26 protein-coding genes are annotated in these 25,693 nt (G+C 71.8%); 15 read left to right on the top strand and 11 right to left on the bottom strand.

Features of this window, described 5'->3' with window-relative positions; genetic code table 11:
• Window positions 1–491 precede the first annotated feature (491 nt).
• From pstS to pstB, 4 genes are all read left to right on the top strand, one after another.
• The gene (gene pstS / locus ACIBEA_RS42020; protein ID WP_399269385.1) at window positions 492–1,634 is read left to right on the top strand and encodes a phosphate ABC transporter substrate-binding protein PstS; all 1,143 of its coding nucleotides are present in this window, start codon (window positions 492–494) and stop codon (window positions 1,632–1,634) included.
• Between the two features lie 137 nt (window positions 1,635–1,771).
• A complete protein-coding gene (gene pstC, locus ACIBEA_RS42015; protein WP_399269383.1) occupies window positions 1,772–2,761 on the top strand; it encodes a phosphate ABC transporter permease subunit PstC in 990 nt (329 codons plus the stop codon).
• Window positions 2,761–3,843, top strand: a complete 1,083-nt coding sequence (gene pstA / locus ACIBEA_RS42010) for a phosphate ABC transporter permease PstA (RefSeq protein ID WP_399269381.1) — start codon at window positions 2,761–2,763, stop codon at window positions 3,841–3,843. The genes pstC and pstA overlap by 1 nt, the downstream gene beginning before the upstream one ends.
• 30 nt (window positions 3,844–3,873) lie before the next feature.
• Entirely contained in the window at window positions 3,874–4,650 is a 777-nt protein-coding gene (pstB, locus tag ACIBEA_RS42005) for a phosphate ABC transporter ATP-binding protein PstB (protein ID WP_399269379.1), read from the top strand.
• 162 nt (window positions 4,651–4,812) lie between these two features.
• On the opposite strand, the gene ACIBEA_RS42000 is transcribed toward pstB, so the two are convergent.
• Together ACIBEA_RS42000 and ACIBEA_RS41995 are read right to left on the bottom strand one after the other, a co-directional pair.
• A complete protein-coding gene (locus ACIBEA_RS42000; protein ID WP_399269377.1) occupies window positions 4,813–5,811 on the bottom strand; it encodes an anion permease in 999 nt (332 codons plus the stop codon).
• 5 nt (window positions 5,812–5,816) lie between these two features.
• Window positions 5,817–6,437 (bottom strand): DUF47 domain-containing protein, encoded by a 621-nt coding sequence (locus ACIBEA_RS41995; RefSeq protein ID WP_399269375.1) that lies wholly within the window; start codon window positions 6,435–6,437, stop codon window positions 5,817–5,819.
• Window positions 6,438–6,640: 203 nt separating this feature from the next.
• Between ACIBEA_RS41995 and ACIBEA_RS41990 the strand changes: the two genes are divergently transcribed.
• Window positions 6,641–6,985: a metal-sensitive transcriptional regulator gene (locus ACIBEA_RS41990; protein WP_354384547.1), complete on the top strand. Its 345-nt coding sequence runs from the start codon at window positions 6,641–6,643 to the stop codon at window positions 6,983–6,985.
• Between the two features lie 17 nt (window positions 6,986–7,002).
• On the opposite strand, the gene ACIBEA_RS41985 is transcribed toward ACIBEA_RS41990, so the two are convergent.
• Both ACIBEA_RS41985 and ACIBEA_RS41980 read right to left on the bottom strand, forming a co-directional pair.
• Window positions 7,003–7,158, bottom strand: coding sequence for a hypothetical protein (locus ACIBEA_RS41985; RefSeq protein WP_399269372.1), 156 nt, complete (start codon window positions 7,156–7,158; stop codon window positions 7,003–7,005).
• Window positions 7,159–7,305: 147 nt separating this feature from the next.
• Complete coding sequence (locus tag ACIBEA_RS41980) at window positions 7,306–8,130, bottom strand: hypothetical protein (protein ID WP_399269370.1); 825 nt, start codon at window positions 8,128–8,130, stop codon at window positions 7,306–7,308.
• Between the two features lie 132 nt (window positions 8,131–8,262).
• On the opposite strand from ACIBEA_RS41980, the gene ACIBEA_RS41975 reads away from it, so the two are divergent.
• Together ACIBEA_RS41975 and ACIBEA_RS41970 are read left to right on the top strand one after the other, a co-directional pair.
• Window positions 8,263–8,478: a hypothetical protein gene (locus ACIBEA_RS41975; protein ID WP_399269368.1), complete on the top strand. Its 216-nt coding sequence runs from the start codon at window positions 8,263–8,265 to the stop codon at window positions 8,476–8,478.
• Between the two features lie 138 nt (window positions 8,479–8,616).
• Window positions 8,617–8,964 carry a hypothetical protein gene (locus tag ACIBEA_RS41970; protein ID WP_399269366.1) on the top strand — a complete coding sequence of 116 codons (348 nt, stop codon included), beginning with the start codon at window positions 8,617–8,619 and terminating at the stop codon, window positions 8,962–8,964.
• A gap of 146 nt (window positions 8,965–9,110) precedes the next feature.
• Here the strand turns inward: ACIBEA_RS41970 and ACIBEA_RS41965 are convergent, their stop codons facing one another.
• The 4 genes from ACIBEA_RS41965 to ACIBEA_RS41950 form a co-directional block, all read right to left on the bottom strand.
• A complete protein-coding gene (locus tag ACIBEA_RS41965; RefSeq protein ID WP_399269364.1) occupies window positions 9,111–9,821 on the bottom strand; it encodes a phosphatase PAP2 family protein in 711 nt (236 codons plus the stop codon).
• A 228-nt stretch (window positions 9,822–10,049) separates the two neighbouring features.
• Entirely contained in the window at window positions 10,050–11,063 is a 1,014-nt protein-coding gene (locus ACIBEA_RS41960; RefSeq protein ID WP_399269389.1) for an NlpC/P60 family protein, read from the bottom strand.
• Between the two features lie 85 nt (window positions 11,064–11,148).
• Window positions 11,149–12,921, bottom strand: coding sequence for a serine/threonine-protein kinase (locus ACIBEA_RS41955; protein WP_399269362.1), 1,773 nt, complete (start codon window positions 12,919–12,921; stop codon window positions 11,149–11,151).
• A 21-nt stretch (window positions 12,922–12,942) separates the two neighbouring features.
• Complete coding sequence (locus ACIBEA_RS41950) at window positions 12,943–13,749, bottom strand: thioesterase family protein (protein WP_399269360.1); 807 nt, start codon at window positions 13,747–13,749, stop codon at window positions 12,943–12,945.
• Window positions 13,750–13,923: 174 nt separating this feature from the next.
• Between ACIBEA_RS41950 and ACIBEA_RS41945 the strand changes: the two genes are divergently transcribed.
• A complete protein-coding gene (locus ACIBEA_RS41945) occupies window positions 13,924–14,721 on the top strand; it encodes a pentapeptide repeat-containing protein (RefSeq protein ID WP_399269387.1) in 798 nt (265 codons plus the stop codon).
• Between the two features lie 127 nt (window positions 14,722–14,848).
• Here ACIBEA_RS41945 and ACIBEA_RS41940 read toward each other — a convergent pair whose 3' ends face one another.
• Window positions 14,849–16,000, bottom strand: coding sequence for an alpha/beta fold hydrolase (locus tag ACIBEA_RS41940; RefSeq protein WP_399269358.1), 1,152 nt, complete (start codon window positions 15,998–16,000; stop codon window positions 14,849–14,851).
• A 349-nt stretch (window positions 16,001–16,349) separates the two neighbouring features.
• Between ACIBEA_RS41940 and ACIBEA_RS41935 the strand changes: the two genes are divergently transcribed.
• Window positions 16,350–16,661: a hypothetical protein gene (locus tag ACIBEA_RS41935; RefSeq protein WP_399269356.1), complete on the top strand. Its 312-nt coding sequence runs from the start codon at window positions 16,350–16,352 to the stop codon at window positions 16,659–16,661.
• Between the two features lie 99 nt (window positions 16,662–16,760).
• On the opposite strand, the gene ACIBEA_RS41930 is transcribed toward ACIBEA_RS41935, so the two are convergent.
• Window positions 16,761–17,396 (bottom strand): hypothetical protein, encoded by a 636-nt coding sequence (locus ACIBEA_RS41930; protein ID WP_399269354.1) that lies wholly within the window; start codon window positions 17,394–17,396, stop codon window positions 16,761–16,763.
• A 411-nt stretch (window positions 17,397–17,807) separates the two neighbouring features.
• On the opposite strand from ACIBEA_RS41930, the gene ACIBEA_RS41925 reads away from it, so the two are divergent.
• The 6 genes from ACIBEA_RS41925 (at window position 17,808) to ACIBEA_RS41900 (ending at window position 24,954) form a co-directional block, all read left to right on the top strand.
• Window positions 17,808–18,116 carry a hypothetical protein gene (locus ACIBEA_RS41925; RefSeq protein WP_008742356.1) on the top strand — a complete coding sequence of 103 codons (309 nt, stop codon included), beginning with the start codon at window positions 17,808–17,810 and terminating at the stop codon, window positions 18,114–18,116.
• A 97-nt stretch (window positions 18,117–18,213) separates the two neighbouring features.
• Window positions 18,214–19,053 carry a hypothetical protein gene (locus ACIBEA_RS41920; protein ID WP_399269352.1) on the top strand — a complete coding sequence of 280 codons (840 nt, stop codon included), beginning with the start codon at window positions 18,214–18,216 and terminating at the stop codon, window positions 19,051–19,053.
• On the top strand, window positions 19,043–20,362 hold the full coding sequence (locus ACIBEA_RS41915) for a hypothetical protein (protein ID WP_399269350.1): 1,320 nt from the start codon (window positions 19,043–19,045) through the stop codon (window positions 20,360–20,362). The genes ACIBEA_RS41920 and ACIBEA_RS41915 overlap by 11 nt, the downstream gene beginning before the upstream one ends.
• On the top strand, window positions 20,359–21,921 hold the full coding sequence (locus ACIBEA_RS41910) for an SCO6880 family protein (RefSeq protein WP_399269348.1): 1,563 nt from the start codon (window positions 20,359–20,361) through the stop codon (window positions 21,919–21,921). Before ACIBEA_RS41915 ends, ACIBEA_RS41910 begins: the two co-directional genes overlap by 4 nt.
• Window positions 21,922–21,940: 19 nt before the next feature.
• On the top strand, window positions 21,941–23,365 hold the full coding sequence (locus ACIBEA_RS41905) for an ATP-binding protein (RefSeq protein WP_399269346.1): 1,425 nt from the start codon (window positions 21,941–21,943) through the stop codon (window positions 23,363–23,365).
• A 2-nt stretch (window positions 23,366–23,367) separates the two neighbouring features.
• A complete protein-coding gene (locus ACIBEA_RS41900) occupies window positions 23,368–24,954 on the top strand; it encodes a type VI secretion protein (RefSeq protein WP_399269344.1) in 1,587 nt (528 codons plus the stop codon).
• A 23-nt stretch (window positions 24,955–24,977) separates the two neighbouring features.
• Here ACIBEA_RS41900 and ACIBEA_RS41895 read toward each other — a convergent pair whose 3' ends face one another.
• On the bottom strand, window positions 24,978–25,541 hold the full coding sequence (locus ACIBEA_RS41895) for a GNAT family N-acetyltransferase (RefSeq protein WP_399269342.1): 564 nt from the start codon (window positions 25,539–25,541) through the stop codon (window positions 24,978–24,980).
• Window positions 25,542–25,693: the final 152 nt, after the last annotated feature.

Raw genomic sequence — 25,693 nt, 5'->3', positions numbered from 1 at the left:
CTCGCGATGCGGCCCCCAACCCCCCCCCCCCCCCACCCGCCCCCCCCCCCCCCGCCGCCCGCGCCCCGCCCCCCCCGCGCGGGCCCGGGCCGCCCCCCGCCCCCCCCCCGGAGGGCAAACGCACCCGCACCCATCCCCCCACGCCCCCCGGGAACGACCGGCGATATCCAGCCACCCCGACCACCGCCCCCGCACCCCACCCCGGGCCCCCACCCCCACCCCCCACAAAACCGTCCCGGCACAATAACGGCAAGGTAACGGCCAGATACCCCCCGGCGACGCCCGCCCGTTCCGCACCAGGCCGTCCGCCACGGTTCACCGTCCGTTCACCCACCCCCGTCGGCCGCTTCACCTGATCTGCCTAATTTCGGAAGCGCACGGTGCGAGCCGCACGCCACTCGGCACGGCCCCCCGCGCAACCGACGTAGTCCTCTTCGCACGCCGCCCCGATACAGAAAGCGGCCGGCGGCTTCTGGAAGGAACACCCGAAAGTGAAGCTTCAGCGCAACAACCGGCTTCGTGCCTCCGTGCTCGGCGCGCTCGTCGTGTCCGGTGCCCTGGTCCTCACGGCGTGCGGCTCGGACGACAACACCACCAAGGACAACGCCACCGGCACGACGAAGCCGTCGGCTCCCGCCCCCGGCGACGTGAAGTGCGACGGGGCCAAGGGCCAGCTGCTCGCCTCCGGCTCCTCCGCCCAGAAGAACGCGGTCGACCAGTGGGTCAAGAACTACATGGCCGCCTGCTCGGGCGTCGAGGTCAACTACAAGGCCAGCTCCTCCGGTGAAGGCGTCGTCTCCTTCAACAAGGGCACCGTCGGTTTCGCCGGCTCGGACTCGGCCCTCAAGCCCGAGCAGGTCGAGGACTCGAAGAAGATCTGCACCGGCGGTCAGGGCATCAACCTGCCGATGGCCGGCGGCCCGATCGCGATCGGCTTCAACGTCGCGGGCGTCGACAAGCTGACGCTGGACGCCCCCACCCTCTCCGCGATCTTCAACGACAAGATCAAGAAGTGGGACGACGAGGCGATCAAGAAGCTGAACCCCGGCGTCACCCTCCCCGGTACCGCCATCCAGGCCTTCCACCGGTCCGACGACTCGGGCACCACCGAGAACCTCACCAAGTACCTCAAGGCCACCGCGCCCGACGCCTGGACCTACGACGCCGCGAAGAAGTGGCCGGCGCCCGGTGGCCAGGCCGCCGGTAGCTCCGCCGACGTCGCCGCCCAGGTGAAGGCCGCCGACGGCGCCATCGGTTACTTCGAGCTCTCCTACGCCTCGTCGCAGAAGATCAAGACGGTCGACATCAACACCGGCGCCGGCGCCCCGGTCGCGGCCACCGGCGAGAACGCCTCCAAGGCCATCGCCGCCGCCAAGATCGTCGGCACCGGCTCCGACCTCGCGCTGAAGCTGGACTACACCACCAAGGCCGAGGGTGCCTACCCGATCGTCCTGGTGACCTACGAGGTCGTCTGCGACAAGGGCAACAAGGCCGAGACCCTCGGCACCGTGAAGTCCTTCCTGAACTACACCGCGTCCGACGCGGGCCAGAAGGCGCTCTCCGAGATCGGTTACGCCCCGATCCCGGCCGAGATCAACGCCAAGGTCCGCGCCGTCATCGCGACCCTCTCCTGATCCTGACCCCCGGGACCACCGGGCCGCTCCTCCCCGTCCGGGGGAAGCGGCCCGGCCCCGGGGACCCTCCCCTCCACCCAGGGGAATCCGGTGCACCGCCGCCAGGGGGCCCGCCCCCCACACAGACCGGAAAGACCATGGCTTCCACGACACCCACCCAGACAGACACGGCTCCGCCGGTCTCCCAGAGCGGAAGGTCCACCGGCCGCGCCGGTGACAAGATCTTCTCGGGGCTCTCCCAGGGCTCCGGCATCCTGCTCCTGGTGATCATGGCGTCGATCGCCGTCTTCCTCAGCTACCGCGCGTCGATCGCCCTCTCGGACAACAAGGGGAACTTCCTCACCACGTTCGACTGGGACCCGTCGGCCACGCCCCCCGTCTTCGGCATAGCCGTCCTGCTCTTCGGCACCGTCGTCAGCTCGATCATCGCGATGGCCATCGCGGTTCCGATCGCCGTCGGCATCGCCCTCTTCATCTCGCACTACGCGCCGCGCAAGCTGGCCGGTCCGCTCTCCTACGTGGTCGACCTGCTGGCCGCCGTGCCGTCGATCATCTACGGCGTCTGGGGCGCGCTCGTGCTGGTCCCCTACCTCGGCGGGCTGAACCTCTGGCTCGACGAGTACTTCGGCTGGACCTACCTCTTCGACAAGACCCAGGTCGGCGTCGCCCGCTCGATCTTCACCGTCGGCATCCTGCTCGCGATCATGATCCTGCCGATCGTGACCAGCGTCAGCCGCGAGGTCTTCCTCCAGGTCCCGCGCATGAACGAGGAGGCCGCCCTGGCCCTCGGCGCGACGCGCTGGGAAGTCATCCGGCTCTCGGTACTGCCCTTCGGCCGCTCCGGCGTCATCTCCGCCTCGATGCTGGGCCTCGGCCGCGCGCTCGGCGAGACGATGGCCGTGGCGACCGTGCTCTCCCCGAGCTTCCTGATCTCCGGCCACCTGCTGGACCCGGGCGGCGGAACCTTCGCGCAGAACATCGCCGCGAAGTTCGGCGAGGCCAACGAGTTCGGCCGGGACGCGCTGATCGCCTCCGGTCTGGTGCTCTTCGTCCTGACTCTGCTGGTCAACGGTACGGCGCGGCTGATCATCGCCCGCCGCAAGGACTTCTCGGGGGCGAACGCCTGATGAGCCACGTACTCCAGGACCAGCGGCCCACCCGGGCCCGCAAGTCCGTCGCCCCGACCAGCCTCACCCGCGGTGGTCTCCCCCGCTGGGCCCCGGCCGCCATCGCACTGGCCTCGGTCGCCCTCGGCTGCGGCATCGGCGCCGCCTTCAGCCTGAGCAGCAGGACCCAGTGGGGTCTGATCGCCGCCCTGCTGTTCGTCGTCATCACGTACACGGCCAGCGCGGTCATCGAGAACCGCCGCCAGGCCAAGGACCGGGTCGCGACCTCCGTCGTCTGGGTCTGCTTCCTGCTCGCGGTCGTCCCGCTGGTCTCGCTGCTGTGGACCACGATCGCCCGCGGCATCAAGACCCTCGACATGTACTTCCTGAACCACTCGATGAAGGGCGTGACCAGCTTCGAGCAGGGCGGCGGCGTCTACCACGCGCTGCTCGGCACCATCGAGCAGGTCGGCCTGGCCACCGCGATCTCCGCCCCCGTCGGCCTGCTGACCGCGGTCTACCTGGTCGAGTACGGCCGGGGCAGGCTCGCCAAGGTCGTGACCTTCTTCGTCGACGTCATGACGGGCATCCCGTCCATCGTCGCGGGCCTGTTCATCCTGACGACCTGGATCCTGATCCTCGGCTTCGGCCCCTCCGGCTTCGCCGGTGCGCTGGCCCTGTCGATCCTGATGATGCCGGTCGTGGTCCGCTCCACCGAAGAGATGCTCAAGCTCGTCCCGAACGAGCTGCGCGAGGCCGCCCTGGCCCTCGGCGTGCCGAAGTGGCGCATGATCCTCAAGGTGGTCCTCCCGACCGCCATCGGCGGCATCTCCACCGGTGTCATGCTGGCCATCGCCCGCATCGCCGGTGAGACGGCCCCGATCATGCTGCTGGTCTTCGGTTCGCAGCTGATCAACGGCAACCCCTTCGAAGGCGCTCAGTCCTCGCTCCCGCTGTACATCTGGGAGCAGTACCGGGTCGGCAGTGACGCCTCCTACGACCGGGCCTGGGCCGCTGCCCTCGTCCTGATCGCCTTCGTCATGATCCTCAATCTGGTGGCTCGCGGCATCGCCCGCTGGAAGGCCCCGAAGACCGGTCGCTGACGCGACCCCCTGAAAGCGAAGTGACCCCTCATGGCGAAGCGAATCGACGTCAGCGGACTGTCCGCCTTCTACGGCACCCACAAGGCCATCGACGACATCTCGATGACCGTGGAGCCCCGCTCCGTGACCGCCTTCATCGGCCCCTCCGGCTGCGGCAAGTCCACCTTCCTGCGCACCCTGAACCGCATGCACGAGGTCACCCCCGGTGGCCGCGTCGAGGGCAAGGTGCTGCTGGACGACGAGAACCTGTACGGCCCCGGCGTCGACCCGGTCGCGGTCCGCCGCACGGTCGGCATGGTCTTCCAGCGCCCGAACCCCTTCCCCACCATGTCGATCTTCGACAACGTGGCGGCGGGCCTGCGGCTGAACGGCAGCTTCAAGAAGTCCGAGCTGGCCGACATCGTCGAGAAGTCCCTCCAGGGCGCCAACCTCTGGAACGAGGTCAAGGACCGCCTGAACAAGCCCGGCTCCGGCCTCTCCGGCGGCCAGCAGCAGCGTCTGTGCATCGCCCGCGCCATCGCGGTCGAGCCCCAGGTCCTGCTGATGGACGAGCCCTGCTCGGCCCTCGACCCGATCTCCACCCTCGCCATCGAGGACCTGGTCGGCGAGCTGAAGGAGCGCTTCACGATCGTCATCGTGACGCACAACATGCAGCAGGCGGCCCGCGTCTCGGACCGCACCGCGTTCTTCAACCTCTCGGCGGTCGGCCAGCCCGGCAAGCTCGTCGAGCTCGACGACACGGACCGGATCTTCTCCAACCCGTCCGTCCAGGCCACCGAGGACTACATCTCGGGCCGCTTCGGATAAGCCCCGCGAGGGGCGGGCCCGCCAGGGCCCCCACACACGTCCTGCGGTGCTGCATGGCGGTGCCACCGCAAGGCGAAAGGGCCGGCTCCCCCTGGGTGGGGGGAGCCGGCCCATCTGTCTTTCCGCCCGTCCGTCCGCACCCCGCGGGGGCGGACGGCGGCCTCAGCCGAAGGCCAGGTGGACGACCCAGAAGCTCAGCGCCGCGACGAGCGCCGCGGCCGGCATCGTGATGAACCAGCCGAGGATGATGTTCTTGGCGACGCCCCAGCGGACCGCGTTGACCCGCTTGGTGGCGCCCACGCCCATGATCGCCGAGGTGATCACGTGGGTGGTGGAGATCGGCGCGTGGAAGAGGAACGCCGAGCCGAACATGATCGAGGCACCGGTGGTCTCCGCCGCGAAGCCCTGCGGCGGGTCCAGCTCGATGATCTTGCGGCCGAGCGTGCGCATGATGCGCCAGCCACCCGCGTACGTACCCAGCGACAGCATCACGGCGCACGCGATCTTGACCCAGATCGGGATCTCGTCGCCCGCGGCCTGCACATCGGCGATGACCAGGGCCATCATCACGATGCCCATGGTCTTCTGCGCGTCCTGCAGACCGTGCCCGAGCGCCATGCCCGCCGCCGAAACGGTCTGGGCGATGCGGAAGCCGCGCTTGGCCTTGTGCGGGTTGGCCCGGCGGAACATCCACAGGATCGCGACCATCACCAGGTAACCGACGACGAGGCCGACCACCGGGGAGATGAACATCGGGATGACGACCTTGTCGACGACCCCGCTCCAGATGACCTGGGTGCCACCGGCCAGCGCCGCGCCCACCATGCCGCCGAACAGGGCGTGCGAGGAGGAGGACGGCAGCCCGAAGTACCAGGTCACCAGGTTCCACACGATCGCGCCGACCAGCGCGGAGAACAGGATCCACATGCCCCGGTTGCCGTGGGGCGTCTCGATCAGGCCCTCACTGACCGTCTTGGCCACCCCGCTGCCCAGGAAGGCACCGGCGAGGTTCATCACCGCGGCCATCGCCAGCGCGGCCCGCGGCGTCAGCGCCCGCGTCGAGACCGAGGTCGCGATCGCGTTCGCCGAGTCGTGGAAGCCGTTGGTGTAGGTGAAGCCGAGCGCGACACCGATGGTCACGATCAGCGCAAAGGTGTCCACGAGGTTCAGGACTCCTTGACCGCGATGGTCTCCACCGTGTTCGCGACGTGCTCGAACGCGTCGGCGGCCTCTTCAAGCACGTCGACGATCTGCTTGAGCTTGAGCACCTCCATGGCGTCGTACTTGCCGTTGAAGAGGTGGGCGAGCAGCTTGCGGTGGATCTGGTCGGCCTGGTTCTCCAGCCGGTTGACCTCGATCCAGTACTCGGTGAGGTTCTCCATCGTCCGCAGGTGGGGCATGGCCTCGGCGGTCAGCTCGGCCGCCCGCGCCAGGACCTCGATCTGCTGCTCGACGCCCTTGGGGAGCTCCTCCACCTGGTAGAGGACGACCAGGTCGACCGCCTCTTCCATGAAGTCCATGATGTCGTCGAGGCAGGACGCCAGGTTGTAGATGTCCTCGCGGTCGAACGGCGTGATGAAGGAGGAGTTCAGCTGGTGGAAGATCGCGTGCGTCGCGTCGTCCCCCGCGTGTTCCGCCGCCCGCATCCGTTCCGCGATCTCGACCCGGGCGGACGAGTCCGCTCCGAGCAGTTCCATCAGGAGCTTCGAGCCCGTGACGATGTTGTCCGCGGACGCGGCGAACATGTCGTAGAAGCTCGTCTCCCTGGGGGTCAGACGAAATCGCACGTGAGGTCCTCGGGGTGCATTGGATTCGGTCAGGCTGATGCTAGGCGCATCCTCCAGCCACGGCTAACCGGCAGTTCCCCAGTGTCCTCCATCAGGCAGAGTGAGCGGGTACGGACCCCTGCCGCCGCGCGCGGCGGCCGGTACCATATACCCATGAGGGGTATGCACCAGCCATGCCCACTGGACGCACCACGGGAGGACGCATGACGACCACCGAAGCAGCGGCGGCCGGCCCCGCGCAGGGCGACGGCCCCGGCGCCCCCGCCGTGCACGGCTACCACCACCAGAAGGACGAGCACCTCAAGCGCCTGCGCCGGATCGAGGGCCAGATCCGCGGCCTGCAACGGCTCGTCGACGAGGACGTCTACTGCATCGACATACTCACCCAGGTCTCGGCCAGCACGAAGGCGCTCCAGTCCTTCGCGCTGCAACTGCTCGAAGAGCACCTGCGCCACTGCGTCGCCGACGCGGCGGTCAAGGGCGGCACCGAGATCGACGCGAAGGTCGAGGAAGCCACGAAGGCGATCGCCCGCCTGCTGCGGACCTGAGTCCCGAAGCGCCGGGACTAGGGGCAGCAGATCGCGCCGAGCACCTCGTCGATCCGGTCCTGGCTGAGCCGCTCCTCGGCGGCGGTCGAAGCCGCGATGATCAGCTCGCCGCACAGCTCGATCTCGGCGAGCGCCACGTGGTCCTGCACCGTCATACCGCCTGCGGGAGTCACGCGTGTCACCTCTTCCTGCCGCCATCGGGCATCGGATCGCTGCGCTCCCAGCCTAAGGAGCACGACTCGCTGCGCGCATGACACGGATGGACCATTTCCGGATACCGGGTCATGGCCCGATCGCACCGCCCCGCGCCACCCCACCGCCTAGTCGGCGATCTTCCCTGCGAAAATGTCCCCGCTTGCGGGGAGAACGACCGTCACCGGCGTGCCGAAGCCGTAGAGCAGCGTGGTCGAGGAGACATCGATCACGCCATTGTTGACGTAGCTGAAGCGGTGCCTGACCTTGCGCAGCCGCCCCTCGTGGTCCAGGTACGCGTCGAAGGGAACGGCGTCATTGCTGAACCCTTTCGCCGCCGCCTCCAGCGCCGCCCGCACGTCCGGCGACGCGCTCTTCGCGGCCCGCCCGATGTCGGTGGTGCCCGTGTAGTGCCGGACCTTCGTCCCCGACAGGTCGCTCTCACCGACGTACGTCACCCCCTCGGCCCCGCGCAGCAGCTCGGCGGCGGTGATCGGATCGGTGGCCCCGCCGGTGACGAGGTTCCCGTCCGCGAGGGTCGTCGTGTCCACCCGGACCCACTTGTCGGCGGGCACGCCCGCACCCCGGTTCTTCATGAACAGGGCGCCGGGGGTGAGCAGCTCGGTGATCGGGCGGTGGCCCGGCTTGCCGGTGACGTCGGCCGGGAGCATCACCAGGAGCTGGCCCATCCGCTTCTTGAAGTCGACCCCGCCCTCGCCCCGGATGGTGACCCGGGTGCCGCCGGTGGCCATCTCCATCGCCGTACGGGCCTGGGCACTGCCGCTGCGGGTCAGCCCGTCGGCGGCGCCGCGCACGGCCGCCGTCGGATCGCCGGGTGGTCGCGCGTCGGCGCCCGCGGGGGCCCCGTCCGGACCGCCGCACCCACCGATCGTCACCATGGCCGCAACGGCCACGGCCGCCGCCCCCCGCCGCCTGTGCTGGTGCACCACCATCGCCTGCCAACCCCCAACGCATGAACGCGGCTTGCCCGAGGCCCCCACCCGCTCCGGTTAACGAGGCCCGGGGTTCGCCGTCACGGCCCCGGGCACTCCCGCACCCGCACCCGACCCGGGTACCGTGGTGACGTGGACCCGCACCCCTTCGCGCCCTCCGCCCCTCCGCTTCCGGCCGTACCCCGCACGCGCAGCTGCGCGGGGCCGACGCCGCCGGGCGCGCACACCATCACCACCTCGGAACGCGGCTCGTTCTGCCTGGCCGTCTGCAGCTGCGGCTGGCGCGGTCCGGCCCGCCGTTCCCGGGACCTGGCCCGCAAGGACGCGAGCGGCCACCTGACGGGGTAACCCGCCCCGGAGCCGCCCGGCTCCGATCCGGCCGGCCCGGCCGCCGCCGGCGCGTCGCCCGTTCGGACGGCCCCGCTGGCCGATCCGCGCGCGACCGGATGCCCTGGAGGGGAACCCCCTCTCCAGAGCGGAGCCCCCGTGCGCGGACGACGACCGGTACGACGACCACGCGGCCGTACGACCGCCCGCGCCGCGGCCCTCGCGGGGGCCCTGCTGCTCGCGCTGGCCCCGGCTCCGGCCTGGGCGAAGCCCGTCGCTCCGGCCTGGGCGAAGCCCGTCGCTCCGGCCTGGGCGAAGCCCGTCGCTCCGGCCTGGGCGAAGCCCGTCGGCACGGCCGACGGGCCGGGCGACGTGGCCCTGGCCATCGGGGTCACCTCCGCGGCGGCCGCGGCGACGGGCCTCTGGCTGCGCTCGCGCCACCGCCGCGGGGACACCGACGCCGAGGGGCACCAGGGCCACCGGGGACGCGAGGGCGGCGGCCGTTGACCCGGTCCCGCCCGCGCGCCCGACCCGCCGCGGTCCGCCTCTGCTTCGCCGGGGCGGCGCTGTGCCTGCTCTCGGCGGTCCTGCTCACGCTCTGGAACGCGTACGCCACGGGCTGAGCGCCCGAGCCCGCGCCGACCGGGTGCGGCTCAGGCGGCCAGGTCGTTCTCGCGGGGGTGGCCGCCCGGCGGGGTCTGGGCGTGCGGGAGGTCCAGCGGCCGGGGCACGCCGTGCCCCTTGGCCCGGACGATCCACCCCACGCGCGCCGACCCGGCCACCGCGCGCACCACCGGAGCGAGCAGCGCCATCGCGAGGGGCGCGAGCAGCAGGACCACCGCCGTGCCGAGCGCGAGGCCCCCGATGACGTCGGTGGGGTAGTGGACGCCCATGTACACCCGGCAGAAGCCCTGGACCAGGGCGAGCCCGATGCCGATCAGCCCCAGCCTGCGGTTCGCGATGAAGATGCCGACGGCGAGCGCCATCGTGAGGGTGGCGTGGTCGCTGACGAAGGAGAAGTCGCCCCCCTTGCCGGACACCAGCACCTCCAGCCCCTCGTGCTGGCGGAACGGCCGCGGCCGGGCGACGAATTCGCGCAGCGGCACGTTCACGAGCAGCGCGATCCCGGCGGCGAGCGGTGCCCACACCAGCGCGGTGAACGCCTCGATCGCGGCCGGCCCGTCCTGCTTGCGGGCCCCGCGCCAGCACCAGAGCACGAGCAGCACCATGGCGAGCGGCAGCCCGTACTCACCGACGAGCGCGATGGTCCGGTCCACGGCCGCCGGAGCGTGCCGGGCCAGGCCGTTGATGTCGTACAGCAGGCTGACGTCCACGTTCGGCCCACCGGTCGTGAGTCCAGCCATGGCGATGCGGCCCCTTGCCTCGGTTCCCCTGAGAACGCACCCCTGCGTGCGCCCCTTCGACCCCGGTGATCGACCACCGTGTCCATGGAACGCCCGTTCTGGCAGCTACGTTCCACTCTCCACCGAATGATCACTCCAACGTTATCCAAGAGTGACTCATCATCGCAGCTCAGGGCCTGGGCTTAACGGAGAGTCAGCAGAGCGGCGGGCCCGCGCCGCCGCCCCCGCTTACGGGGTTTTCGCGCCCGCGGCCGCGTCCCGTACCGGCGAGGCCGCCGCGCCGTCCTTGGTGACCCGGGTGGCCCCGAAGTAGTCCGGACTGTCGATCTTGTCGAAGCGGATCACGGCGCCGGTGTAGGGCGCGTTGATCATGTATCCGCCGCCCACGTACAGCCCGACGTGGTGGATCTCCCGCGAATTCGACAGGTCGTTGGAGAAGAAGACCAGGTCACCGGGGAGCAGTTCGTCGCGCGAAGGGTGCGGACCCGCGTTGTACTGGTCGTTCGCCACGCGCGGCAGATCGATTCCCACCGTCTTGTACGCCGCCACCGTCAGCCCCGAGCAGTCGAACCGCCCGTCCTGGTCGGGCGTACCGTTGCCGCCCCACAGGTACGGCGTCCCCAGCTGCTTCTGCGCGAAGTAGATCGCCCCGGCGGCCTGTTGCGAGGGCGCCACCCGCCCGACGGGCTTCGCGAAGCTCAGCGCCAGGGTCGTGATCGTCTTCACGTACCCCTGCGTCTCCTTGTACGGCGGCACGCCCTGGTACTTGATGACCGCGTACGCACCCGCGTTGTAGGCGGCGAGCATGTTCGACGCCGCGTCGCCCGGCACCCCCGCGACGTCCTTGGCCAGCTCGCAGTCGTAGGAAGCGGCGGACGGGATCGCGTCGTTGGGGTCCCAGATGTCCCGGTCCCCGTCACCGTCCCCGTCGACCCCGTGTCCCTCCCAGGTCCCCGGGATGAACTGCGCGATGCCCCGCGCGTCCGCCGGGCTCACCGCCTGCGGGTTCCAGCCGCTCTCCGAGTACAGCTGGGCCGCCAGCAGCGGCGGGCTGATCGACGCGCACAGGTTGCCCCACTTCTGCACCAGCGCCTGGTACTTCGCCGGCACGGCCCCCTGCGCGAGGCCGACCCCGCGCCCGCCACCGCCGAGACCGCCCAGCCCCGCGGCCGCGGAGTACGTCCCCACGACGAGCAGCATGACGAAGGTCAGGCACACCCCGACCCCGACCCCGCCCACCATCCAGAATCTGCGCACCCGTCAACCCTCCCCCATGCCCGTCCCCTCAAGGGGGGATTTCCCTCTGTTTCCCCCGTGTCGCGGCCCGTTACCCCACCCGGAACCCCGAACAGGCGATACGGCCGTACTTCTTGGGGTCATCCTCGACGTGGTAGAAGACCACCGTCCAGTCCCCCCGGTCGGACGCCAGCTCCGGCGAACCGGTTCCCTTGCCGTTCACGTAGCTGCGGAACTGCGCCGGATAGCCCAGGCTCAGGTACTCGCCGGAGTCCCAGTTCGCGTAGATGTCGACGGGCACGCTCGTATAGCCGAGGCTCCCGGACGCCAGCGATGACGGCGGTTTGACGGCCACCGAGACGTAATAGGGGGCCGGGCGCGGCCCCCGGTCCGGATCTCCCGCGCCCTTGGGCCGCATCTTCACCGTCATCGTCCTGCCGGGCACGCCGTTGGTCGACGAGGAGGTGGTGGAGCTCTCCATCCCGGTACCGGGGGCGTCCTCCTCGCCCACGAGCTCGTTGCACAGCCCGCTGTTGTACTTCGCCATCGCCGGATCCGGGTCCACCGCCCAGCGCTCCCGCGAGGTCCGGCTCTGCTCGATGTGGTCGGCGGGCGGCCCGGCGCCCTTCTTCTTCGCGTCCTTCGTGTCCTTCGCGTCCTTCGCGTCCTTCGCGTCCTTCCCGCCGGAGGGCCGCGCACCGGTGCTCGGACCCGCGGAGGCCGATCCGCCGGACGCGGCGCCCGCGTCGCCCCCGCCTCCCCCGCCCAGGGGGAGTTGCCAGTAGGCCACGGACCCCGCCGCGGCCAGCGCGAGCACGACCCTCACCCAGAGCCCGGCCCGCCGTCCCCGCCTCCCGGCCGCGGGGTCGGGCGCGAGGTCGGGCGCGAGGTCGGGCGCGGGGGCGACGTACTCCGTGGTGCCGTCCAGAGGCAGGGGGTGGGGCTGCTCCTGCCCGTGGTCCGGAAGCACCCGGGTGGCGGCGGGGGCCACCGCGGTCGGGGCCGCCGGGACCGCCTCGCGCAGGGCCGCCAGCTCCGCGTACACCGGGTCGTCCACCACCGCCCGCGCCACCGCGCACCGCCGGATCACCTCCGCCGGTGACGGCCGCGCCGCCGGGTCCTTCGCGACGCACGCCTCGATCAGGGCCGCGAGCCCCGGCTCCACGCCGGCCGCGTCCACCGGCTCGTGCACCGTCCGGTACCACACGCTCGCCGCCTCACCGGAGCCGAACGGCGGCCGCCCGGTCGCCGCGTACGCCAGCGTCGCCCCCAGCGCGAACACGTCCGCCGCGGCCTCGCCCGCCGCACCCAGCAGCACCTCGGGCGCCGTGAACCCCGGCGTCCCCGGCGCCTGGCCCTCCTGCGTCAGCATGGTCACCCCGACCCCGCGCGCTATGCCGAAATCGATCAACTGCGGCCCCTGCGCCCCCAGGATCACGTTCTGCGGCTTCACGTCCCGGTGCGTCACCCCCTGCTCGTGCACGCCCGCCAGCCCCTCCGCCAGCGCCGCCCCCAGCGCCCGGCAGGTGTCCGCGGGCAGTGCGCCCCGGCCCCGCACCGCGTGCGCGAGCGTGGGCCCGGCGACGTACTCGGTGGCCAGCCAGTACGGCGCCCGGTCCAGCGAGGCGTCGATCAGCCGCGCGGTGTAGGCGGAGCGCACCTCCCGCACGGTGCTCGCCTCGCGCCGGAAGCGCGCCAACGCCTGCGGGTGCCCGAGTATCTCCTCCCGGACCACCTTGACGGCGACCAGGCGCCCCCCGGGCGACCGCCCGAGGTACACCTGCCCCATCCCCCCGGCCCCCAGTCGGGCCACCAGCACGTGCACCCCGATCCGCGTCGGATCGGTCTCCCTCAGCGCGTCCATGCGCGAGAGCCTGTCACAGGCTCAGCGCGGCGCGACGTACAGGCTCTGCGCACTGCGCCCGATGGGACCGTCCTCGTCGTGCAGGCGGGCGTCGGCGAGGCCGATCCCGGCCGGATCCACGCTGGTTCGGGCCTCCACGCACGCCCACTCGCCCACCGGATGCCGGTGCAGATGGACCGTCAGGTCACCGTTGATGAAGACGTACTTGGCGAAGTCCAGCACCGCACTGATGCCGTTGCCGGAATCGGCCGCGATCAGCACCCGGTCCAGCGGGCGGACCTCCTCCCCCGCGATCAACGGGACCCGCATCCGCATCCAGCACGTGGCCGGGCCGGGCTCGACGAACGCGCCCTCGGTGAACCGGGTCTCCATCGCCGTGTGGTAGCCGGTCGACCACGGCACCGGGAAGAACGGCGTGCGCCCCACCGTGTCGGGCGGCGGCACGGCGGGACCCGACCGCACCGCCGGCACCGAGTCCTCGGCCGTACGGATCCGCAGCGCCCGGGCGAACATCACCGGCGCCGCCCCGGCGGGCGCGAGCGCCGCCTCGATCACCTCGGTACCGCGCCCGGCCCGCAGGACCGAAGTGGTGATCTCCAGCGGCCCGATCGGCACCGGCCGCAGGATCTCGTAGGTGATGCGCGCGACCCGCATGTCGTCCCGGGCGTCCGGGCGCTCCTCGACGGCCCGCCCCAGCAGCGCGGCGGGCGGACCGGCGTGCTGCGAGCCCCGGTCCCACGGCCCGCGCGTGTAAGCGGAGGCGAGGAACCGCCCGGTGTCGACCCGCTCGTAGAACCCCTCGACCGTCACGTCGTCAGCGTCGTCCATGGCCCGCACGCTACCGAGAGGTAACCCGGGGGCACCAGCCCCTCCCCAGGACGCCCGGCCGGGTCACGGACACCGGCGGGGGACAATGGAGCCGTGTCCAGCTCCCGCCCCGCCCCCGTACCCGCCCCCGTACCCGCACCCGGCCCCCGCCCGGTACCCGCCGCCGGCCCGGCCCTGCCCGTGCTCCAGGCCGACTGCGCGAACTGCTTCGCCCTGTGCTGCGTGGCCCTGCCCTTCGCCCGGTCCTCCGACTTCGCCGTGGACAAGCCCGCCGGCACGCCCTGCGGCAACCTCCAGCAGGATTTCCGCTGCGGCATCCACACCCAGCTGCGCGGCAAGGGCTTCCAGGGCTGCACCGTCTTCGACTGCTTCGGCGCGGGCCAGCAGGTCTCCCAGGTCACCTTCGAGGGCCGCGACTGGCGCGCCCACCCCGGCACCTCCCGCCGGATGTTCGAGGTGTTCCCGGTGATGCGCCGGCTCCACGAACTGCTCTTCTACCTCGCCGAAGCCCTCACCCTCCCGGCCGCCCGCCCGATCCACCCCGAGCTGCGGCGCGCCCTCGCCGAGACCGAGGAGCTGACCCGCGCCGACGCCGAGACCCTGGCCGCCGTCGACGTCGACGCCCGCCGCGCCGCCGTCAACACCCTGCTGCTCAAGACCAGCGACCTCGTACGGGCCACCGCGCCCGGCCGCAAGAAGAACCACCGCGGCGCGGACCTGATGGGCGCCCGCCTGTCCGGCGCGAACCTGCGGGGCGCCACCCTGCGCGGCGCCTACCTGATCGCCGCCGACCTCAGCCGGGCCGACCTGCGCACCGCCGACCTGATCGGCGCGGACCTGCGGGACGCCGACCTGAGCGGAGCCGACCTCACCGGCAGCATCTTCCTCACCCAGGCCCAGCTGAACGCGGCCCGCGGCGACGCCGCCACCCGCATCCCGCCCACCCTGACCCGCCCCTCCCACTGGTCCTGACGCCCCACGCCCCGTAGGCCCGAGTCCCCCACGCCCGCGGTCCCGCTCCCCGCGGCCCGGCCCGCACCCCCGTGCCGGGCCGGACCCCGGGCAACGGGACCGGGAGCCGCGTACAGCGCGCGCCTTGTCAGAGCCGGGCGAGGAACTCCGCCACCGCCGCGGTGAACCCCTTCGGGTCCTCGGTGTGCACCCCGTGCCCGGCGGGCAGCTCCACCAGCCGCACCCCCGGCCGCCGGGCCGTCATCTCCCGCGCGTGCCCCGCCGACAGCACCGTGCTGCGGTCCCCCCGGACGAGCAGGGTCGGCTGCCGCACCGCCAGCCAGTCCGCCCAGTGGTCCCCCCGTATCGCCTCGCCGGACGCCACGATGTCCTGCGCCTCGAAGGCCAGGCCCCAGCCGTCCTCGTACTCCCGCACCGAGTCCTCCAGGAAGCCCGCCGCGCTCCCCAGCCCCGCCAGCAGCTCCTCCCGGCCGTCCGCCCGGCGCGGCCACCCGAGCACGAAGGACAGGTCGTCGTCCACGACCGCCCCGACGTCCTCGACCACCACCGCCCGCACCAGCTCGGGCCGCCGCGCGGCCAGCTGGTAGGCGTTGACCCCGCCCAGCGAATGCCCCAGGACCACCGCCGGGCCCAGCATCAGGTGCTCCAGCACGGCCGCCGCATCCGCGACGTAGCCCTCCCGCGAGTACTCCGGCGCCCGGTCCGAATCCCCGTGCCCGCGCTGGTCCAGCGCGATGACCCGCCACCGCGGCGCCAGCTCCCGGGCCAGGCCCGCGAAGGTCCGCCCCTCCATGAAGTGCGCGTGCAGCGCGAGCAGCGGCTCCCCCGGACCGCCGAAGTCCGTGTACCGCAGCGCGCGCCCGGCCACCTCCACCACCCCCGGCAGCGGCCCGAGCACGTCCCCGACGCGCTCGCGCAGCAGCTGGTACTGCGCCCAGCGGCGCGGCCGACGGTCCACGGGTCGCCGTACGACCCGTCCCGGGGTCACGCTCTCGCCGCGCCGGAACTGCTCCCGGGTCAGGTCGACGCGTATGCCCCCGGCCAGCCGGTTCCAGCAGTGGTAGCCCTCCTGGCGGCCGTCGAGGAAGACCTCGCCCACCATCAGGTCGCCGCCGACGAGGTCCTGGACGACCAGCGCCGTGATGTCACAGTGCCCCCAGGCCGGATTGTCGACGGACCAGGGGATGCCCGTGATGTCCGAGGGGCAGGCCAGGTCGGCCGACCAGCCGGCCCGCAGGGCCGCCTCGATGTCCGCGAGCGTCCAGGGTGTCGTCGTCATGCCCCCAGGCTGCCGCACCCCACTGACAACGGCCCGGGTGCACGGGGGCGTTGGCCACCGGTACCGCGGCCGGGACCGAAGGCGGCTTCACCCATTCGCCACACCCGCCGGCGCCCGCCCGCCCCCCGACGGATTTCTTCGTACCGGCTCCCGCGCCCGCCCGCGCCGCCCCTGCAAGGCTTCCGTACCCCTCGTCCGCACCCGCCCCGGCGCACACCGCACACACGTGCGCCTTTCGCGCAACCACGCGCCCCCTCGCGGCCGTGACTGTCGGCTATCCACACCCCTACGTTGAGCCACGCAACCGGAAGCTGATCGTCAGCTACCCGCCCAACGGAGGTCCCCGATCATGCGACGCCTGTCCACCACCCTCGGCACCCTCGCGGCCGCCGCCACTCTCGTCCTCTCCCTCGGCGGCTCGGCCCACGCCCAGGTCCAGGCACAGGCGCACCACGGCGAGGGCCCCGTGGTCATCAACGGTCAGGCCGTCTTCGGCTACCACGGCTGCCTGCGCCACGGCGGCATCGCGCGGGTCGAGAACCACTCCGACAACCCGGTCGTCATCACCCGAGGCCCGCTCTGCCACTTCGGCTACCCGGTCGGCGCCATCCCCCCGGGCCACTACGCCCTCGTCCCGCCGTCGTCCAGCATCCTCGTCTGACCCCGGACCCCCACCCGGTCCACCCACACCCCGCTGGCCCCGCGCACCGGCTCGTGCTTCCGGTCGCGGCGCCAGCGACGGGCGTACGGACCCCACGGGTCAGGGCTTGACCAGCGCCGTCCAGCCGGACGGGCAGTTGAGCATCCCCATCGCCGTGTACGTGCAGGAGTTCTCGTACACGGTGCCCGCGGTCGTCAGCACCTTCACGTACACGCTGTTCATGCCCTCGGCCGCGATGGACACGCTGCACGCGTTCCGCGGGTGCCCCGGGTTCTGCGGCCCCGTCAGGTCGCGCCAGTAGTAGGCGCCCACCGGCGGCGGCGCCATCCTGCGCACACCGATGGACGTCTTGCCGTTCACCAACGCCGCGCTGAACTCCAGGTCGCCGTTGCCCCGCGTCGTGGCCACGTCGGTGCAGTGCCCGGGCGGACCGGCCGGACCCCGGTCGCCCTTCGGACCCCGGTCGCCCTTGGGACCCTTGGGCCCGACCGGCCCGCGCGGCCCCGGACAGCCGGACCCCCGCTTCGCGCCGGGCGCGGCCTTCGCACCCTTCGCCTTCTTCATGTCGTCGTCCATCCGGTCCTTGCCCTGACACTTGGCACCGGACGACGTAGGGGCGGCCCACTGCTCGGCGGCCGACGCGGGACCCGAGATCCCCGCGAACGCGAGCGCCAGCGGCACGACCAGCCCACCGGCCAACCACACGCGCCGGCCAGCCCTTGATGCAGAACCCATCCGTTAGCTCCTTGGGTCGTCTCTCATCGTGGAACGTTTCGCGCTCCGGCCGGAAGCAGGGGGAGCATGACCCACGGGCCGACAGAAGGTTGGTCCGACATTCCGTCAGTCGGTCGATATGTACGCGGGTTGGGTCAACGACACGCGGCCCCGATCCGCCGAACGGCGGCCACCCGGGCAGACCCGCACCCCGCCTCGCGTACGCCGAGACGACAATCATTGCCCGGGGTCACACCCCGTGATACACAGAGTGACCAGGTCAGTGGACGTGGGCGGGGCCCGGACCGGGAGATCAGGCAAAGAGAGCCGTCAAGTCGACATACGACGGCGATTTCATCAGCGAAGATAGGACGTGACCCCTGCCATCGGGCAAGGGCACCCGGAACTACCCATACAGGGGCGGTGAGTTACATGATCCTGGCAGCCGAAAAGGGCGACATCACCACCATCATCGGCGGAATCGCCCCGAACTGGGGCCCGTTCGGAAGTCTCGGCAATGAAGCGAAGGTCATGATCGAGGTGGTCATGGCCGTGGCGATCCTGCTCTGCCTGGGCATCGCGATCTGGGGAGCGGCCAAGCAGCGCATCGGCGCGACCGCCCTGCGCGACACCTTCAGCGCCGAACAGGGCAAGGGTCTGATCGTGGCCGGTCTGACGGGGGTGTTCATCATCGGCTCCCTCGGCACCCTGTTCACCATCGTCTACGGAATGGCCGTCTAGCCACGCCGCCGGCTCCCGACCCGATGAGGACCCAGCACACCGCGTCCACGCGGCCACCAGCGCTACCGTCGTACGACGCCGAGGGGGCGGACAGGGAATGAGCCACGACGACCAGTACGGCGGCACCGGCCCAGGCCACGGCGAGGTCGGCGGCACCGGCCAGACCCGCACGCGCCTCCCGGACTCCCCCTCGGACCCCTACCCGAGCACCCGCCGCGGCCCCCGCCCCTCCCGCGGCCTGGTCACGGTCGTCGGCGTGGTCGTCCTCCTGATCGCCGCCATCGCGTTCGCGAACCAGAACCAGGACTCCCCCACCACCCCCCCGACCAGCAAGCCCCCCACCTCCAACTCAACCTCGGCCACAGGCACCCGCCCGGTCGACGGCAAGAACGGCACGATCCCCCGCGGCTTCGCCCACGACGAACAAGGCGCCCAATCAGCAGCGGCGAACTTCGCCGTGGCGTTGAGTTCTGACGGGATGTTCGATCCGGCGCGCCGCAAGGCCATCATCGAAGCCGTATACCCGCCTGACGTGGCCGGAGCCCGGCAGGGCGAGCTGGACCGGGTCTACTCGGGGCAGGAGTTCCTCGCGCGGATCGGTCTCGACGCCACGGGCAAGGCGCCCAAGGGCCTGACATTCGTCTCCCGTACGAGTCCAGTGGGTACCAAGGTCGAGAAGCTCGACGCCGATACCGCAAGCGTGTCCGTCTGGTACTCCTCTCTCTTCGGCCTGGCAGGCGAGGGCTCCACGAACCCCGTGTCGGAGAGCTGGTACACCAACACCTTCGAACTCAAGTGGGTCAACGGCGATTGGAAGGTCTCGACCTTCACGCAGAAGGACGGCCCTGCGCCCGTGGGACGAGACCAGAACGCCGCCACCGCGGACGAGATGGCCAAGGCCGTGTCGCAGTTCGGAGGGTTCACCTATGCGCGCTAACCGCCGCCTGCTGGCGACCACCTCCCTGCTCGGGGGCATCCAGACCACAGTGGTCCTGCTCTCCGCACGAGCGTTCGCCGCCCCCGCTCCGACGCCCACGCCGACGCCGACGCCGAGCAACAACCCGTGCGACCTGATCAGGGGCCCCGCCAAGGAATTCTGCGAACGGGACAACGGCAACCCCGGCGGAGCCCCCCGCACGGGCCTCTCCCCCTCCGACCCCGCCGACGCCCTGAACCCCCTCGGCTCCCTCTCCAAGGGCTGCGCCGAAGCCGCCGCCTGGATCGTCGGCAAGCTCAGCCAAGCCGTCAACGGCACCGCGAAGGTCGACTTCACCAACCCCGCCTTCCTCAAGCAGTACGCCGTCGTCTTCGCCGCCTCCACCATCCTCACCCTCGTCCTGTGGCTCTTCGCCGTCGCCAAGCGAGCCATCCGCGGCGTCCCCTTCACCACCGCCATGTCCGAAGCCATCGGCTTCCTCTGGCTCACCGTCCTCGCCTCCGCCTTCACCCCCCTGATCCTCTACACCGTCGTGTCCGCCACCGACGGCGTCACCCAAGTCATCGCCACCGCCACCGGCGGCCAGAGCGACGTCTTCTTCGGCTCCTTCTCCGAGGCCCTCAAGAAGGGCGACGACATCGGCGGCGGCCCGATCATGCTGATCGTCGTCGCCCTCGTCACCGTCCTCGCCGCAGGCGTCCTCTGGCTCGAACTCGTCATCCGGGCCGCCCTCCTCTACGTCGGCGCCCTCCTCGGCGTCGTCGTCTACGCCGGGCTCGTCGACCGGAACCTGTGGGGCCACGTCCGCCGCTGGGCGGGCATCATGATCGCCGTCATCCTCGTGAAGCCGGTCATCGTCATCGTGCTCGGCCTCGCCGGCGCCCTCGCCGGCGAGAAGGGGCCGAATGCCTTCTCCGCCGTCGTCTCCGGCCTCGCCATCATCATTCTGGCGATCTTCGCCTCCGCGATGATCTACCGTTTCGTTCCCGGCTTCGGCGACGAGATCGCCTCCGCCCGCTCCAACCGCAGCAAGGCCACCGACGGCGCCCAGGCGGCCGCCGTCATCAGCTCCCCGGCCTCGCTCGTCTCCCAGGGCATCAAGACCCACAGCAGCCGCGGCTCCCACCGCGCGGGCGACGGCGGCGGGGGCGGACAATCCGCCCCCCGCCCCGCCAACCCCCTCTCCGGAGGCGTGGCCGCCCACAGCAGCCGCCCCTCCGGCGGATCCGGTGGCGGATCCGCCACCCCGCCGCCCCGCACGAGCACCGGCACGAGCAGCACGAAGAACACAGGAGGTGACGGGCGTTGACGACCCAGTCCCACCAGATCCACCCGGTCGCGCCCCGCCGCACGTATCTCATCGGCCGGGCCCGGCCGAACGCGATCGTCGGCAAGAACCGCGAGACCGGCGAGATCGCGCTGATCATCGCCGGTGCGTTCCTCGGCATGATGAGCGGACTGCTCGTCCCCGGCATCGCCCCGCGCATCGCCATGCTCGCGGGCTTCCCCGTGGTCGCCCTCGCCGCCGTGTACGTCCCGTACAAGGGCCGCACCTTCTACAAGTGGTTCGAGATCAACCGCAGCTTCAAGCGGACCCTGCGCCGCGGTACGGCGTACCGCTCGGCCGCCATGGAAGCGGGCGTCCGCGGCGTCGACGGTCGCGAGGTCGAGGTCGGCCCGCCCCCCGGCATCGGCCGGATCAACTGGCTCGCCGCCCCCTTCGGGCCCGACGAGATCGCCGTGCTCCTGCACGCCGACCGCCGGACCGTCACCGCGGCCATCGAGATCGAGGGCCCCGGCGTCGGCCTGCGCGACAGCGAGGACCAGGAAGCCCTCGTCGACCGCTTCGGCACGCTGCTCAAGCACGTCGCCAACGGCGACGGCTTCGTCACCCGCCTCCAGATGCTCGCCCGCACCCTGCCGGCCGACCCCGACGCCCACGCCAAGGACGTCGCCCAGCGCGGCGACGTCACGGCCCCCGGCTGGCTCCGCGACTCCTACGACCAGCTCCAGTCGATGGTGTCGACCTCCTCCGAGCAGCACCGCGCGTACCTCGTCGCCTGCATGCACTTCACCCGCGAACTCGCCGCCGAAGCGCACACCATCGCCCGCGCCTCGACCCCCCACAAGGGCCGCAAGCTCGACCGCGACGCGGGCCTCGCCATCGTCATGGCCCGCGAGCTCACCGACATCTGCGCCCGCCTCGCCGAAGCCGACATCCGCGTGCGCCAGCCCCTCGGCCAGGGCCGCCTCTCCTCCCTCGTGCACTCCATGTACGACCCGGACCACCCCATCGACCACATCCAGGCCATGACCAAGCGCAACGCCTGGCCCGCCGAACTCGACGCGATGGAACCCACCTACCTCCAGGCCAAGACCCGCGAGTCCTCGACCCGCGCCCCCTGGTGCCACGCCACCGCGTGGGTGAAGGAATGGCCGATGACCCCCGTCGGCGTCAACTTCCTCGCCCCCCTCCTCGTCCACACCCCGGACGTCATCCGCACCGTCGCCGTCACCATGGACCTCGAACCCACCGAGATCGCCATCGAACGGATGCTGACGGAGAAGACCAACGACGAGGCCGACGCCAGCCGCGCCGCCAAGATGAACCGCACGGTCGACCCGCGCGACATCGCCGCCCACGGCCGCCTCGACCAGCGCGGCGAAGACCTCGCCAGCGGCGCCGCCGGAGTCAACCTCGTCGGCTACATCACCGTGTCCTCCAGATCCCCCGAGGCCCTCGCCCGCGACAAGCGCACGATCCGCGCCTCCGCCGGCAAGTCGTACCTCAAGCTGGAGTGGTGCGACCGCGAGCACCACCGCGCCTTCGTGAACACACTGCCGTTCGCGACCGGCATCCGACGCTAGCCGGAGGGAAGAAGCCGCCATGCGAGATCCGCTGTCCGCGATGTCGGACGCCTTCACCAGCTTCCTCTTCGGAAAGGTCGAGACGACCCGACTCCCCGTACGCACCTCCACCGGCCAGGCCCAGGCCGTGTACCTGCCCACCGCCGCCCCCGGCCTCGGCGACTCCGGCGTCATCATCGGCCGCGAGGTCTACAGCGGCAAGGGCTACATCTACGACCCCTTCCAGCTGTACGGCCAACAGCTCCCGGCCCCCCACTGGCTGGTCCTCGGCGAATCCGGCAACGGCAAGTCCGCCCTGGAGAAGACCTACGTCCTGCGCCAGCTCCGCTTCCGCGACCGGCAGGTCGTCGTCCTCGACGCCCAGGGCGAGGACGGCGTCGGCGAGTGGAACCTGATCGCCCAGCAGCTCGGAATAATGCCCATCCGGCTCGACCCGGTGGCCGCCCTCGACGGCGGCGTCCGGCTCAACCCGCTCGACCCGGCGATCACCACCACCGGCCAGCTCGCACTGCTCCGCACGATCATCGAGGTCGCCATGGGGCACGGCCTGGACGAACGGTCCGGCTTCGCCCTCAAGGTCGCCCACGCCTACGTCAACGAGACGATCACCAACCGGCAGCCCGTACTGACGGACATCGTCGAGCAGCTGCGCCACCCGGAACCCGAATCCGCCGAGGCCATGAACGTCGGCATAGACGACGTACGCGCCTGGGGCCTGGACGTCGCCCTCGTCCTGGACCGCCTCGTCGACGGCGACCTCCGCGGCATGTTCGACGGCCCCACCTCCGTCGGCATCGACCTCGACGCGCCCCTGATCGTCTTCGACCTCTCCCACATCGACCGCAATTCCATCGCCATGCCCATCCTCATGGCCATCGTGGGCGTATGGCTCGAACACACATGGATCCGCCCGGACAGGAAGAAACGGATCTTCCTGGTCGAAGAGGCATGGCACATCATCAACTCCCCCTTCGTCGCCCAGCTCTTCCAGCGCCTCCTGAAGTTCGGCCGCCGCCTCGGCCTGTCCTTCGTCGCCGTCGTCCACCACCTCTCCGACGTCGTCGACGGCGCGGCCGCGCGCGAAGCCTCCGCCATCCTCAAAATGGCCTCCACCCGCACCATCTACGCCCAGAAAGCCGACGAGGCACGCGCCACCGGCCGCGTCCTCGGCCTCCCGCGCTGGGCCGTGGAGATCATCCCCACCCTCACCCCCGGCATCGCGGTCTGGGATGTCAACGGCAACGTCCAGGTGGTCAAACACCTGATCACCGAGTCCGAGCGCCCCCTCGTCTACACCGACCGCGCCATGACGGAATCCTCGGCAGCGCACCAGCTCCCCGACGAGCTGCTCGCGGCCGAACTCGAAGCGGAGGAACGAGCCCTGCTCATCGAACGGCACCGCAACGGCGGCCACGGCCCCGGCTCGGCGACCACGGTGGCCTGAGGATGGCCGACGCCCGCCGTACGGACGCACACGGACCCACCGGAGCACAGCGCGGCGGCATCCCCGACGGCCTGCTGCTCGCCCTGCTCGGCTTCCTCCTCGGCCTGGCCCTCCTGGTGTGGTCCGCCACCGGCCTCGCCGCCTGGTTCACCCGCGGCGCCTGGCCCGACACGGTCAGCTTCGGCAACACCCCCGGGGCGATCCGCGCCCTGATAGCGCAACCCCACGACGTGGCGGGCGCCTGGCCGGACACCGACCCGGCCGCCCTGTCGGGCTGGGGCCTGTTCTGGGGCACCTTCATCAGCCAGCTGCTCGTGCTCTTCGTCGCCACCGTCTTCGTGATCGGCATCGTCGCCCGCACGAAGTCCCGCCGCGCCCTGGCCCGCCGAGCCCCGGCCCCCGAACCGGCACAAGCCCCGGTGCCGGTGCCGGCGCCGGCACCGACCGCCGTCCCGCTCCAGCCCGCCGCGCCGTACGAACCCCCGCACCCCGCACCCCGACCGACCCCGGCGCCCATCGCCCACGCCCCGGCCCAGGCCCACGCCCCGGCCCGGGCGCCGGCCCCCACCGACGAGGCCTACCGCTACGGCTTCGGCTACCCCCCTGCGGCCGCCCCGCCGCAGGCCGCGGCAGCCGGCATCCCGCTACCGGCCCCCGCACCCACGACCGCGCTGCGGTACGCCGCCCCGGCCGAGCGCCACCGGGCCGCGGCCGACCGCATCCGCGCGGCGGAGGGCGCCGCCCTCATCGTGACCTCGTCCCCCGCCTTGTGGGCCGAGACGAAGGACGCCCGCGCCAAACTCGGCCCGGTCCTCCTCTACGACCCCGCCCACCTCTGCGACACCCCGGCCCGCATGCACTGGAACCCGGCCGAGGGCTGCGCCGAGCGCGACACCGCGGCCGCCCGCGCCGCCGCCCTGCTGGCGCCCGTACGCCCCCAGGCCCGCATCGACGCAGCCGTCGCCGATACCGCGGAAACGCTCCTGCGCAGCTGGCTGCACGCCCTGGCCCTCGACAGCAGGCCCTTCAAACAGCTCCACCGCTGGGCCCAGGGCACGGGCGCCCAGGAACCGGTCCGCATCCTGCGCACCCACCCCCACGCGGCGCCCGGCGCGGCGGGCGAGCTCGAAAGCGCCCTCACCGCCCACCCGGAACGCCGCGAGCAGGCCCAGCACCTGACGGCACGTGCGCTGAGCTGCCTGTCCTCCATCCACGTCCGCGAGTCCTGCAACCCGAACCGAACGGATTCGCTCACGCTGGCATCGTTCCTGACCGAAGGGGGCAGCCTGTACGTGGTGGGCGAGCCCCTGGAGGACCCGCGCACCCACCCGGGTGCGATGCCCCTGCTGACCGCACTCACCGCAAGCGTGGTCGAGCACGGCCGTCGCATGGCCGCACGGTCATCCCACGGTCGGCTCGACCCACCACTGTCGCTGGTCCTGGACGACATCGCCGCGGTCGCCCCGATCCCACAGCTCCCCGCGCTCCTGGCCGACGCCACGGGCCTCCCGGTCCTGGCCCTGTGCCGCAGCCGCGAACAGGCCCGCTCCCGCTGGCCCGAAGCCGACCTCCCGCTCGCAACCCACTAGAGGTCCGGATCGAGGACTTTCGATCAGGGACGCGCGATCAGGTACTCCAGCTCCATGGATCCCGAATCGCCGGCCATCGGCACCGTGGTCCCACTCGCCATGAACCCGAACCGCCGGTAGAAGGCCCCGGCCCGCGCGTTGTCCTCGTGCACGAAGAGCCGTACGCGCTCCAGCGCGGGCTCCTCCAGCGCCCAGGCCCAGTCCAGCGCGGCCCGGAACAACTCCTCCGTGAGCCCGGTCCCCCGCTGCTCGGGCCGTACGAACACGCCCACGAGGTGACCCTGCTCGACCGGGATCTCCCCACCGAAGAACCCCTGCGTCCCGGCCTGCTCGACGAGCACCGTAACGGACCCGACCCAGCGCCCGTCGGCCGCCTCGGCCACGAACTGCCGGGCCCCGCGCCCCTGGGCGCCCCGCTCGGTCCGCCCCTGCCAGAAGTCGTCCGGCTGCGCCGCGGCCTGCTCCGCGGACTCAAGGAAGGCGATCGGCGCCACCGGGTCGGCGAGCGCGGCCAGCCGGAGCTCCTTGACCTTCTCCCACTCGTCGGCCTTGATCTCACGTATCACGTACGGGGTGCTCTGGTTCATGCGCAAGATCCTAGACCGGCACCCCACCAGGAGTTCCACCCATTTCCGCTCCGACCCTTTCTGGTCCGGAACGCAGAAAAGCCCCGCACCATAAGGTGCGGGGCTTTCCCGGAAAAATTGTTCGGCGGCGTCCTACTCTCCCACAGGGTCCC

Origin of the sequence: Streptomyces sp. NPDC051555 (genome assembly GCF_044454405.1) — a bacterium.
Classification (GTDB): Bacteria; Actinomycetota; Actinomycetes; order Streptomycetales; family Streptomycetaceae; genus Streptomyces.
Note: the sequence above shows the minus strand (reverse complement) of the source record. Positions and strands in the feature narration are given on the sequence as shown.